The sequence below is a fragment of the Olegusella massiliensis genome (assembly GCF_900078545.1).
GTDB classification, from domain to species: domain Bacteria; phylum Actinomycetota; class Coriobacteriia; order Coriobacteriales; family Atopobiaceae; genus Olegusella; species Olegusella massiliensis.
The window spans coordinates 1,647,816-1,660,112 of record NZ_FLLS01000002.1; the positions used below are offsets into that span (position 1 = coordinate 1,647,816).

The window sequence follows — 12,297 nt, forward strand, 5'->3', positions numbered from 1 at the left end:
AGGCAGGTAGTACTATGGCACATAAAAAGGGCCAAGCGTCTTCGCGCAATGGTCGCGATTCCAACGCTCAGCGTCTTGGTACCAAGATTTTTGGCGGTCAGACAATTAAGACCGGTCAGGTTATTGTTCGTCAGCGTGGCACGCACATTACTCCTGGTACAGGCGTGGGTCGTGGCAAGGATGACACGCTTTTTGCACTGCAGGATGGCACCGTGCAGTTTGTTAGAGGTGCCAAGCACGTTGTTAACGTGGTGCCTGCTGAGTAGAGTACAAGCTGTATGAGCACACCCCATCGCTGATGCGATGGGGTTTTCTTTTGTTTGGCTGTCTTGCTTGAACACTTTGTTTCAATTCATAAACGTATGTGAAATGAGACGTAATCTTAGCTTGCTCTTTGATATAGTCCCACTAACACGAAACCGAGTGAAGAAGGGAGTTTGACCATGATGACTCAGATAAGCATTGCTAAGGGCATGAACTGGTGGTGGCGTAGCTGGTCTTCTTTTGGTCGACTCTAGTCGCTTGCTGCCATATGACTTGTGCAGACGACTTCCGGGTTGACCGGGAGCCGTTTTTTTGTGACATTCAATTTACCTTTGACTATCAAAGCTCATGTTAGGAGAAACTCTCATGGAAAATTCGAAGCTTACTGACGCTGAAGTCCGTACCATCAAAAGTACTCAGGCACAGTCGGGCAAACTCGATGTTGGTTCTTTGGTTCTCGTCGCGATTCTTCTTGCTGCAGGTTTTATTCTCAATGCAACAGTGGGTAGCATGCTCGCTATTACAGGTATCAAACCTGAGTTCTGTATTGCTGCATATTGCTTGGCTATCCTGTTGCTTAAGCCAAACCTGCCTCAAGCAATAATCTTTGGTATCCTCGCAGCCACCGTCATTCAAATTACTACTTCCATTCCTGGTGTTGAATATGTGGCGGATATTCCTGGTGCAGCTGTAGCCTTTTTGTTAGTCAATAAATTTACCGATGATAAGACACCTGTATATCTCCCTTTTGTAGTGGGTTTTGTCACTACTTTGGTCTCTGGTCTTATTTTTGCTTCTATTGCAATGGTTATCGTGCTTAAAGGTGCACTTGCTTCCATGCTGCCCTTATTAATTGTTGTGCTGAGTACTGCAGTGGGCAATGCCTTGGTAGTAGGTGGCCTTTACCCTGCTTTACGTAAGGTTGTCTCTCGTTAATTTACATCAAGGGTGTTCTCATCCTTTGAAAGGGGTTTGTAGTGTCAGTATGTAGGGCATGTGATTCGACTGCCACACCAGTTATTCAATTGTCTCACGTATCGTTTGCTTTCGAAGATATGACGCAAAAAAATAACTCCCTGCATATGCGCCCCTATGCGTTACGCGATGTAAGTGTTGACATTAATGAAGGTGACTTCGTAGGTATCATTGGTCCTTCTGGAGCAGGCAAAACCACTCTTACTTCAGTGCTGTCGGGTGCGATACCTCATCATTTTAAAGGTGAGTTCAGAGGTGCTTGTTTGGTAGCGGGTATTGATACCTGCGAAGTCGAGCTTACGGATGTTTCTCAGATTGTTGGTAGCGTCTTGCAGGACATTGATGCACAGATGGTTTCTGCAAACGTAGAAGATGAGTTACTTTATGGTCTTGAAAATTTCGGCGTTGATCATGAACAAATAATGCCGCGCGTATTTGGGGCGCTTGAAGCGGTAGGCATCCCTGATTTGCTTTATCGCGATATTGCGACTCTTTCTGGGGGACAAAAGCAAAAAGTTGCCATTGCGGCAATTTTGGCTTTGCAACCTCGTGTGTTGGTTTTGGATGAGCCTACGGCAGCACTCGATCCTCTTTCCTCGCGTCAGGTATTTGATACGCTTCGCCTACTCAATCAGACGCAAGGAATTACTGTGGTAGTGGTGGAGCAAAAAGTTGCTCTACTTGCTGAATATTGTCAGCGTATGCTCGTACTTTCCGAAGGAACGGTTGCCCTTGATGGCAGCCCCGCAGAAGTTTTGACGCACCGTCAAGAACTCAAAGCCATTGGCGTAGATTCTCCACGCGTTACTCGTGTGTCAAATAAGCTGCACGCAAAGCAGCTACTTGATAAAAGTTGTTCTTTTTTGACTACGGATACTGCATTTATTGGTATCAAGAATCTAATCGCTGGCAATAAAACTCCTCGCACGGCTGATTTTGAGCCCAGAAGAAGTGAAGATGCATTTGTAATGCAACCCGAACCTAGCACTACTGTCATGCAACAGCCAGTTTTATCTTTTGATCATGTAGGTTTTTCCTATGGTCCTCATGCTGCTTCGGTGCAAGATATTAATTTTGAGGTGCATCCAGGTGAACTGCTTGCCATTATTGGCCAAAATGGTGCAGGTAAAACTACCCTTACCAAACTCATGAATGGTCTTCTCAAGCCTTCCGAAGGTAGGGTAAATATCTGTGGTTTGGATACAACTGTAGCTCGTACAAGTCAGATTGCACGTTATGTCTCAACGCTTTTTCAAGATCCCGATCATCAGATTTGCAAAGAAACTGTCCTCGATGAAGTAGCTTTTTCCTTGGAATTGCTAGGCGTTGATACACAAATAGCCCGCGCTCGAGCAACACAAACGATTAAACGGTTTTCCTTACCAGCTGATGTGGCTCCGTTTTCGCTTTCACGTGGCCAGCGGCAGATTGTGGCTCTTGCCAGTGTAGTCGTCGTGCGCCCAAAATTGCTTATTTTGGATGAGCCTACCTGCGGTCTTGATTATCAAGAGTGCATGGTCGTCATGAGGGCGGTCAAAGAGGCGCGCAAGCAGGGCTGTGCCATTGTGATGGTGTGCCATGACATGGAAGTTGTCTATGACTTTGCAAGTCGTATTATGGTCATGTCTGATGGCTTTAGTCGTGCTGACGGCAATCCTGTTGAGCTTTTTGAGAATACTGCGCTCATGGAGCAAGCTTCTGTTGCACCGCCGCAGATTCTTGGTCTTTCGAACAAGTTGGCAGCTGATGGCTATAGTGCCTATAAAAGTCTCTCTGAGGTGAGCGATATTGTGACCATTACGGAAGGTCTGGTGAGATAAATGGCAGGTCTTCTGAAATACTCCGAGGGCACCACTTTGCTTCATCGAGCCAATCCTCTTTCCAAGGTTTTATTGGCGCTCTGTATTTGTGTGGCTGTTTTTTTAGCGCCCCATCCCTTTGCATTGCTAGCCATCATTGGTGTGGAAGTACTCATAGGTCTTTATGCGGGCATTGGCAAAGAGACTCTCAGTCTGCTTACGGGCCTTTTGGGCTTAGGCTTGATAATGTGCTTGGTTCAGCTGCTTATTATTCGAGATGGCACGGCTATTTTTTTGTTTGTGACAGACCGCGGTCTTTCCACAGGTGTATTAGTCGCCTTGCGCCTCGTAGCTTTTGCCATTCCCTTAGTACAAATGCTCACTTTGACTCGACTTACTGACCTTGCAAATGCTGCGGTTGAAGTGTTGCATGTTCCGTATCGTTACGCCTTTACCATTACAACTGCTCTTCGTTTTGTGCCGATTTTTGCGGATGAGATGAACAAAATCGTTGAAGCTCAGACTGCCCGAGGCGCCTCTTTTGATGAAGGTGGAATTTTTAGACGCCTACGTTTGATGTTGCCGCTTGCAGCACCGCTGCTCATCTCTTCGGTTGCCAAAGCCGATAATACTGCACTTGCAGCAGAGGAAAGAGGCTTTTATTTGCGCACGCGTTCCTCTTCCTATAAACGCTATCCTTTTGGCGTGGCTGATATTGTTGTATTTGCTGTAGGCGTGCTCATTGTGGCTGCTTCTATCCTTTGGTAAGGATTATTTTTTACCTTAACCCAGCTAGGTATAGGCATGATGTCCCTTGGGCATGCTGGGTTTGTTACCATAGAAGCAGCAATCAAGGAGGAAACTTTGGGCGTTAGCTTCACAGATATGTCGAGAATCTGCGTTAAGGGCGGAGATGGTGGTGCTGGCTGCATGTCATTCCGTCGTGAGGCGCATGTACCTAAGGGCGGACCTGATGGGGGAGATGGAGGTCGTGGTGGCGATGTGGTGCTTGTCGCTGATCCACATATTTCATCTTTGATTGACTATCGCTTTAAGCATCATTTTAAAGCGGAACGCGGTACTCATGGGCAGGGGTCGCGCCGCCATGGTAAGGATGGCCGTGATCTTGAACTGCATGTACCGTTAGGGACGGTCGTGCGAGAACTTGATGCTGAGACTATGGAGCCATGTTTTGAGATTGCCGATCTTGTTGCTCCTGGGGAGCGTGTCATTGTGGGCCCTGGTGGTCACGGCGGGCGTGGCAATATTCATTTTGTGAGCTCTGTGCGTCGTGCTCCTGCTTTTGCAGAAAAAGGCGTGCCTGCAAAGGAACATTGGATTGAGCTTGAGATGAAACTTTTAGCTGATGCAGCCTTGGTTGGCATGCCATCGGTAGGAAAAAGCTCTCTTATTGCGCGTATCTCAGCTGCTCGCCCCAAAATTGCTGACTATCCCTTTACAACACTTGTACCTAATCTGGGAGTAGCTCGCACACAAGATGGATCATCTTTTGTCGTTGCAGATGTTCCCGGCCTTATTGAGGGCGCAGCTCTTGGCAGAGGGTTGGGTCATGAATTCCTTCGCCATATTGAACGAACAGCCTTATTGATTCATGTGGTTGATGCGACAGGTGGTTTTGAGGGTCGTGACCCTGTTCGCGACTACAAGACCATTAATACAGAGCTTAAGGTATATGCTGAGGAGTTCTCTGAACGCCCCCAGATTGTTGTTGCCAACAAATGTGACATACCGGGTACCGAGGATGCCGTCGCTCGCCTAAGGGCGGCAGCCACAGCCGATGGCAGATCTTTCTTTGCCGTGTCAGCAGCTACCGGTGAAGGTTTAAATTCCCTTGTTGCTGCCTGCGCGACACGTGTTGCAAGCCTTAGGGCTGCTATTAAGGTGGGGGAGTCTGCCGAAGAGCTAAATGCACGTCTCGAAGAACAACGTCGCCGTCGTGAAACGGCTATCCACATTACGCGTGAAGAGCGCCATGTTTGGCGTATTACCGGGGACGCTATTGAGCGTATGATTGTGCAGACTGACTGGGAAAACGAAGAGGCTATTTCGTTTATGCAGCATCGCATGCAGCGTATTGGCCTGTTTGACCGTCTAGAAAAAGCGGGAGTTCAGGAAGGCGATGAGGTGCGCATTTTGGGTTTTGCCTTTGATTATGAGGGTGCCCGCAATGCTCAGTCTGTCTTAGAGGAAGAGTTCTTAGAGGACGCGGAGGACGAAGGTTTTGTCGATGCCTAATATCGTACCTACAGGTGGAACTATTGTTGTCAAACTTGGCTCGTCAACGCTTGTAGATAAAAATTTTCGTATCGATACCTCTTTTGTGCGTCAGCTTTGTGACCAAATAGCTGAGCTTGAACATCAAGGCATCAACGTTATTCTTGTCTCCTCAGGGGCTGTTGCCGCAGGTCTTGATAAGCTGGGCTTTGAGAGACGACCTAAAGATATAGCTTTACTACAAGCGTGTGCTGCTGCTGGCCAGGTTGCTCTTGTTGGGGCTTACGGTGAGGTTTTGGAAGAACATGGCATTGCCTGTGGTCAGGTGTTGCTTACCCGGCGAGATATGATGGATAGAGTAGGCTATCTCAATGCACGCACAACTCTACGCAGCCTTATTGAGCTGGGTGCAGTGCCCGTTGTCAATGAAAACGATACGGTTTCTGTAGCTGAATTTACTTTTGGCGACAACGACACGCTGGGTGCCATCGTGGCCACCTTAGTGGCAGCAGATTTGTACATCATTTTGTCTGATGTAGATGGGCTATACACTGCCAATCCTTCGACACACCCTGAAGCTACACTTATCCATCATGTGAGCCAAATTGATACTCATATCAGTGCAATGGCATCAGGCTCGGGTAGCTCTATTGGTACAGGCGGCATGGCAACTAAGCTTCGAGCAGCACGTGCTGCGATGGCAGCAGGCATTCCTACGCTTGTGTGTCGTGGACGTACGCCACATATTTTGCTTGATGCCGTGCTGGGCAAGGAGATAGGTACGCGTTTTGAATCTGCTACGGCAAATCATGAGGATTCACGCAAACTATGGATTGGGCTTGCCGAACCTGCTCGCGGGCAAATTACTCTCGATGAGGGAGCCTGCAAAGCTGTGCTCGAACAAGGTGGTTCAATTCTTCCTGTGGGCATTACCCAAAGTGAAGGGAGTTATGCCGAAGGTGATGTTTTGAGCGTGTTTGGTCCCGACGGCAGTCTTATTGGTCGCGGAGTGAGCCGTTATAGCAGTGAAGATATGATCCGCGTACAAGGTTTACGCCTTGAGATTATTGGGCGTTTCTTGCCTGAAAAAGCATCTACTCCTGCAATTCACCGAGATGAAATGCTTGTTTTTTAGCATGAGCGATAGCTAGACTCAATGAGCGGAGAGGAGAACCCTCGAAATGCCTTTGCGAGAGCCTGATGACGGTAGCGGTGTCCTAAGTCCTGCGCATATCGCGAGTCAAAAGTTGCGTATACGCACGCCTGCCTGTGGTGACTTACCACTTCTGGGTAGCGATCCAAAAAAGCACTATCGTTTGGGTATTATGGGTGGCACTTTTGACCCCATTCATCATGGGCACCTTGTTTGTGCTGAGACCGCTTTTGATGCGCTCAATCTTGATGTCGTAGTCTTTATGCCTGCGGGTTCTCCCGCCTTCAAACAGCATGTGCATGTTTCTTCGGGTGAAGACCGCTATGCTATGACTTTACTTGCTACCTCAGACAACCCACATTTTATGGCGAGTCGCTTTGAGGTAGACCGTGAGGGTGTGACGTACACAGCTGAAACGCTTCGTTTGCTGAGATCAATATATCCAAATAATGTTGAGCTTTTCTTTATTACCGGTGCAGATGCTATTGCCGATATAGTGCGTTGGAAGGATGCAGGAAATATTGCAAATCTGGCTCATCTCGTAGGTGCTACTCGTCCAGGTTATGACTTGAGACATGCACAAGCTGCAATCGAAGAGTCTCCCTATGACTTCCAAGTAACTTATCTTGAAGTGCCGGCATTGGCAATATCCTCAAGTTATCTGCGTAGGCGTGTTGAAGAAGGCCAGAGTCTACGTTATCTTACGCCGGATGCCGTTACTGGTTATATTCACAAACATGAGCTTTATGGAGCACGTTCTTTGAGCTATGGATCGGTGATGGGACTGGGAAAAACCCGTGTACATGATGGTGCTACAGAGGAAGTAACTGCATGAGTGAACTTCAATTTTGTCGCGAAATCAATGAAGACCTTGATGCTGATCAAATCGTAGAGCTTGCAAAGCTGCGCGCTGCTTTGCGTGAGCATATGGCTGTTGTTAAGCCCAAGAGGTTTGCTCATTCACTTTCTGTAGCGGCTGAAGCAGCACGCTTGGCACATATCTATAGTGTTAGTTCCTATCTTGCACAGGCGGCGGGTATATTGCACGATTGGGATAAGACGCTTACCTTTGATGAGCAATTACAGCACGCTCAGGCTGCAAATATTGATATGGGTGTTGAGCTTTCTTTGGTGGGAAATCTTTTGCATGGCTTAACTGCCGCTCACGATTTGCCTTGCCAATTTCCTGAACTTCCTTCCGAAGTATGGCAAGCTATTGCTCGTCATACCACAGGGGCTCAAGATATGACACCTCTTGATATGGTGCTATTTATTGCTGACGGTATTGAGCCTTTGCGTCCTGCAAGTCCAGGAATTGAGCGTACACGCTCGCTTGTAGGAAAAGTTTCACTGGAAGAGCTCTATTGGGAGTCGTTTATTGGCGGTGTAGTCTACGTGTTGGAAGGTAGACGCTACCTTTATCCGGGTACCCTAGAGTTATACAACAGCTATGTCCTTAAGCACTAAGGAAGTCTTCAAGAAAGGTTAGCTACATGGCAGTTACACCCCTCGAACTCGTACACGTTGCCGCAATTGCTGCAGATGACAAAAAAGCTCAGGATTTGGTCATTATCGATCTTGAAAATGAGACCGATATGTGTGATTACTTTTTGATTTGTACAGCTTCTAGCAAGGCACAAGCTGATGCAGTGCTCGAGGCAATTGAGGAAAAGGTAAAGATGAATTGCCAAGAAGCACCCTTGTCTGTTGAAGGCAAAGCAGGTTCTGGCTGGACTTTGATGGATTATGGTGCCGTAGTTATTCATGTTTTTAGACCTGAAGCACGAGAGTACTTCCGTATTGAACGCCTTTGGGGAGATGCTCCACGTGTGAATTTTGGTTTAGAGGGCCAGGCAGAGCTAGATTCTCATGACAAAAATAAATAAGCTTCCGGCTTATTTAGAGCGACCGCTTTCATTGAGCTCGCCGCGTAGGCGCAAATCGTGTCCATAGGCAATAACGGAATTTCCAAAACGTGATTTTAGTTCGTCAGTGGTAAGAGCAAGGCGGCGTAGGTCACGTTTTTTCTTGGCCAGGCGTTGATTTACTTCTCTCTCAGACTCCGTTTCAAAGAGACTGAGCTGTTGGGATTTGTTTGCTCCAAAATTGCTTATACCCACGCCTACAAGACGTACAGGGCTTCCTTCATGCCAAATCTGCTCAAGGAGTTCGAGTGCTACCTGGGCAAATTCATGTTCATCATCTGTAGCTTGATCAAGTTGACGCTGAATAGTATGGCTTTTATTGAAGTCAAACTTGAGCTTTAAGCTTAGCTCACTACCTTTAAGCCCCTTTTTTCTCAGGCGTGCACCCGTGAGTGCGGCTACATGCAAGACCGCAGCATAGACATCTTTTTTATCGCATAGATCATGGGCAAACGTACGCTCAGAAGACACTGACTTTGGAGCCTCACGTATGGCCCGCTCCGCGACGACGCTTTGCTCTTTGCCTGCCGCGCGTTCTATGAGGCGAGGTCCATAACTTCCTAATATGCGTCTGAGTTGCTGTGGATCTGCTTGGGCAAGTTGTCCGAGAGTTTTTATATGTAGCGATTGAAGCCTTGCTTCCGCCTTACTCCCGATACCACTCATAGCGCGTACGGGCAGAGGTGCCAAAAAGAGAGCTTCTGTACCTGGAGGCACAATGGTAAGTCCACGGGGCTTTTCTCGCTCAGAGGCGATTTTGGCTATAGTTTTGTTGATGCCAAGTCCAATTGAGCAACTAATTCCAAGTTTCTCCACACGATTTTGAATCCGCCGACAAATAACAAGGGGATTTTCTGCAGCATAGCGACCGGGTGTTATATCAAAAAAAGCTTCATCAATAGAAACTTGCTCTACCAAGGGAGTTTCATCAACAAGAATATTCATGACAGCTGCAGATAACTCGCGGTATCGTGAGAAATGACCTTCAGTCCAAATTGCTTGGGGGCAAAGACGTTCTGCTTGAAAACTAGGCATAGCAGAATGAATGCCAAATTTGCGCGCTTCATAAGATGCGGTTGAGACGACACCGCGATGTTTTGAGGAACCCCCAACAATAAGGGGTTTGCCTCGCCATTCAGGGTGATCAAGCTGCTCGACCGAGGCAAAAAAAGCATCAAGATCAAGCAAGCCGATTGCTCGTCCTGACCAAGGAATTACTGCTCTGTCATCGTGTGCATTCTCCATAGTTGTCATTATAGGTAAGTGGCAGGGCGGTTCGTTTGTTCTAAGCGCCCCCGTATAAACTGAAATACTTTTTGCTCAAAAATTCAAAAAACATTGATAAATTTGTTCTTAGAGCTGCTTAAACGTTGCTTTTACATGGATTTTGTCTTTAAGATACAAAAACTATACCTTGCACCAAACGCTAGGAGTCGTATAGTAGGAGAGCATTTGTGTGGCAAAGCGACACAACTACTACTACCACGGTGTCGCTCGTCTGAAGGAGTTTTCATTGGCAGTCAAGATTCGTTTGGCCCGTCACGGCGCCAAGAAGCGTCCCTATTATCGCGTTGTCGTCGCTGATGGTCGTATGCCTCGCGATGGTCGTTATATTGAGGAGGTTGGTCGTTATAATCCTTTGACCACTCCCAAGACCATCCAGCTTGACCTTGAGAAGATTGATGAGTGGGTTGCTAAGGGTGCTCGGCCCAGCTCTACTGTCTCTCATCTGATGGACATCGTGCGTACTGGTGCTCCTGCACCTGAGAAGAAGGCCAAGCTTTCCAAGAAGGCTCAGGCCAAGGTAGCAGCAGCTCAGGACGAGGAGTAAGCCATGGCCGGCGAATTCGCCGACGTCACTGAAGAGACCATCGATATAGTCGAGGAGATTCAGGACGGTGAGGAGCTCGCCTCGGACAAGGTTGCAGATCTCGTGGAGTATATCGTGTGTGGTTTGGTAGCCGATCAAGATAGCGTTTCTTTGGATGTTACCGACCGTGAGGGCAGCGCACTTATTGAGGTGAGCTGCGCCGAAGAAGATGCCGGCCGTATTATTGGTCGTCGTGGTCGCACGATTAAGGCCATTCGCACGCTTGCTCGTGCCCTTGGTTCACGTGTAGGTACTTCTGTCGAGGTAGAGGTTGTAGGTTAGGTGGCCATGGCGCGCAAACATTGGCGCTTGGTCGCAGGTATAACAAAGACACATGGCAAAAGTGGGGAGGTCGTAGCGACTCCGGTCGCGGGGCTTCCCCCCTTGTTATACGCCGGTATGCATGTGGCCTGTGTTCCACCTGTGCTCAAGCGAGATAGGTTCCATCGGATAGATCACGTGACCAACGCAGGCACGGGTCAGTTAATTTCGCTATCTGATGTCACCAGTATTTCTGACGCCCAAGTCTTGGTGGGCCATTATCTTTTAGCTCCTGTCGAAGAGTTACCTGGTGATTTAGGTCCTGCCTTGGATGAGCTGGTAGGTCGTCAAGTAGCTGACCGCGCATATGGTGAACTGGGACGTATCTGTGAGATTATGATCGGCCCTGCCAATGATGTTTGGGTTGTGCGTCAAGGCAACAAAGAAGTGTTGATTCCTGCTATCGATGAGTTCATTGACGAGTTGCCTACTCAAGGCGTTATTCATGTTCATTTGCCTGATGGACTTGTTTAGGGAGGAGAGGCTGTGCAAATTGAAACACTTTCCGTCTTTCCCGAAGTCTTTGAACCTTATATGAATGCCTCTATCATGGGCCGCGCACAGGATAAAGGAATTTTGAGCTTTAAAGCTTATAATCTGCGCGATTGGACACATGATAGGCATCACACGGTAGATGATGCTCCTTTTGGTGGCGGGCAAGGCATGCTTATGAAGCCTCAACCCATCTTTGATGCCGTGCGCGATCTTAAGTCCCGTAGTTCATCTGTGCCCTATGTGGTTTTCTTTTCACCTTGTGGAAGACGTTTTGATGAGTCTTGCGCACAACGTCTTGCCAAAAAAGAGCATCTATTGTTTGTTTGTGGTCGTTATGAGGGTATGGACGAACGTTGTTACGAGCTGGCAGATGAGATTATCTCCCTTGGTGATTACGTACTGACAGGTGGGGAGCTTGCAGCTTTGGTTGTAAGTGATGCTGTCGTGCGTTTATTACCGGGTGCTTTAGGTGATGAGAATAGTGCGTTAGACGAATCTTTCTCAGATGGTTTGTTGGAATATGCCCAATATACTCGGCCCGCTGATTTTGAAGGTAAAAAAGTGCCCGAAGTTTTGCTCTCAGGTAATCATGCAGAAATTGCAAAATGGCGGGCTCAAAGTGCATTGGAGCGTACCCAAAAGTGGCGTCCTGATTTGCTAGAAGATGCTTCTTTGGCACGTCAGGAGGGGAGGGCGTAGTATGGAAAAACGTGGTATTCCCAATTGGCTACAATGGGTGCTGACCTTTGTCATTGCTATTGGGGCCAGCTTGCTGATCCGCGCTTATGTGGTTGAATTTTATGAAGTGCCATCAGGCTCGATGCTTCAAACAATCCAGCAGGGGGATCACCTGATAGGTGAGAAAGTGAGCCTGTGGACAAACGAGCCTCAAGTGGGTCAGATTGTAACCTTTAACGATATTAAAGGCACAGGCGATACGCTTATTAAACGTATCATTGCAGGCCCTGGTCAAACTGTTGATATTAAAGATAATGCAGTTTGGGTTGATGGTAAAAAACTTGATGAACCCTATACCTCGGCTGCCCCTACGTATCCTTTAAACGAAACGTGGGTGGCAGGTGGAATTACGTATCCTTTTACCGTCCCCGAAGGACAGGTTTGGGTTATGGGGGACAATCGCACCGATTCCCTTGACTCGCGTTATTTTGGACCCATTCCTATAAGTTCCATCACTTCTGAGGCAATATGGATTTATTGGCCGCCCAACCGCTGGGGTGCCTTAAAGTAGACACACAGTTT

General features: G+C 47.7%; 15 protein-coding genes. 14 read left to right on the forward strand and 1 reads right to left on the reverse strand.

The annotated features are described in order from the left end of the window. Positions 1-14 precede the first annotated feature (14 nt). The 9 genes from rpmA to rsfS all read left to right on the forward strand — a co-directional run bounded on the left by rpmA (position 15) and on the right by rsfS (position 8,312). Positions 15-266 carry a 50S ribosomal protein L27 gene (gene rpmA, locus BN4314_RS07455; protein WP_021735304.1) on the forward strand — a complete coding sequence of 84 codons (252 nt, stop codon included), beginning with the start codon at positions 15-17 and terminating at the stop codon, positions 264-266. A gap of 364 nt (positions 267-630) precedes the next feature. Further along, on the forward strand, positions 631-1,200 hold the full coding sequence (locus BN4314_RS07460) for a tryptophan transporter (protein WP_148424883.1): 570 nt from the start codon (positions 631-633) through the stop codon (positions 1,198-1,200). Positions 1,201-1,241: 41 nt separating this feature from the next. Next, positions 1,242-3,059: an ABC transporter ATP-binding protein gene (locus BN4314_RS07465; protein WP_232309735.1), complete on the forward strand. Its 1,818-nt coding sequence runs from the start codon at positions 1,242-1,244 to the stop codon at positions 3,057-3,059. Next, positions 3,060-3,806: an energy-coupling factor transporter transmembrane component T family protein gene (locus BN4314_RS07470; RefSeq protein ID WP_021735274.1), complete on the forward strand. Its 747-nt coding sequence runs from the start codon at positions 3,060-3,062 to the stop codon at positions 3,804-3,806. Between the two features lie 117 nt (positions 3,807-3,923). Further along, positions 3,924-5,294 (forward strand): GTPase ObgE, encoded by a 1,371-nt coding sequence (gene obgE / locus BN4314_RS07475; protein ID WP_068540926.1) that lies wholly within the window; start codon positions 3,924-3,926, stop codon positions 5,292-5,294. Then, entirely contained in the window at positions 5,287-6,408 is a 1,122-nt protein-coding gene (gene proB, locus BN4314_RS07480) for a glutamate 5-kinase (RefSeq protein WP_068540622.1), read from the forward strand. Before obgE ends, proB begins: the two co-directional genes overlap by 8 nt. 46 nt (positions 6,409-6,454) lie before the next feature. After that, positions 6,455-7,261 (forward strand): nicotinate-nucleotide adenylyltransferase, encoded by an 807-nt coding sequence (nadD, locus tag BN4314_RS07485; RefSeq protein WP_082911228.1) that lies wholly within the window; start codon positions 6,455-6,457, stop codon positions 7,259-7,261. Continuing rightward, positions 7,258-7,893, forward strand: coding sequence for a bis(5'-nucleosyl)-tetraphosphatase (symmetrical) YqeK (gene yqeK, locus BN4314_RS07490; protein ID WP_068540624.1), 636 nt, complete (start codon positions 7,258-7,260; stop codon positions 7,891-7,893). The genes nadD and yqeK overlap by 4 nt, the downstream gene beginning before the upstream one ends. 26 nt (positions 7,894-7,919) lie before the next feature. Next, the gene (rsfS, locus tag BN4314_RS07495) at positions 7,920-8,312 is read left to right on the forward strand and encodes a ribosome silencing factor (protein WP_021735471.1); all 393 of its coding nucleotides are present in this window, start codon (positions 7,920-7,922) and stop codon (positions 8,310-8,312) included. Between the two features lie 9 nt (positions 8,313-8,321). Here the strand turns inward: rsfS and dinB are convergent, their stop codons facing one another. Beyond that, positions 8,322-9,605, reverse strand: coding sequence for a DNA polymerase IV (dinB, locus tag BN4314_RS07500; RefSeq protein ID WP_068540626.1), 1,284 nt, complete (start codon positions 9,603-9,605; stop codon positions 8,322-8,324). Between the two features lie 259 nt (positions 9,606-9,864). Between dinB and rpsP the strand changes: the two genes are divergently transcribed. The 5 genes from rpsP to lepB all read left to right on the forward strand — a co-directional run bounded on the left by rpsP (position 9,865) and on the right by lepB (position 12,286). Then, positions 9,865-10,182 carry a 30S ribosomal protein S16 gene (rpsP, locus tag BN4314_RS07505; protein WP_068540628.1) on the forward strand — a complete coding sequence of 106 codons (318 nt, stop codon included), beginning with the start codon at positions 9,865-9,867 and terminating at the stop codon, positions 10,180-10,182. Positions 10,183-10,185: 3 nt separating this feature from the next. Continuing rightward, a complete protein-coding gene (locus BN4314_RS07510) occupies positions 10,186-10,503 on the forward strand; it encodes a KH domain-containing protein (protein WP_021735402.1) in 318 nt (105 codons plus the stop codon). A 177-nt stretch (positions 10,504-10,680) separates the two neighbouring features. After that, complete coding sequence (locus BN4314_RS07515) at positions 10,681-11,016, forward strand: ribosome maturation factor RimM (RefSeq protein ID WP_232309736.1); 336 nt, start codon at positions 10,681-10,683, stop codon at positions 11,014-11,016. Between the two features lie 12 nt (positions 11,017-11,028). Beyond that, the gene (trmD, locus tag BN4314_RS07520) at positions 11,029-11,736 is read left to right on the forward strand and encodes a tRNA (guanosine(37)-N1)-methyltransferase TrmD (RefSeq protein WP_068540630.1); all 708 of its coding nucleotides are present in this window, start codon (positions 11,029-11,031) and stop codon (positions 11,734-11,736) included. 1 nt (position 11,737) lies between these two features. Continuing rightward, entirely contained in the window at positions 11,738-12,286 is a 549-nt protein-coding gene (lepB, locus tag BN4314_RS07525; protein WP_068540631.1) for a signal peptidase I, read from the forward strand. Positions 12,287-12,297: the final 11 nt, after the last annotated feature.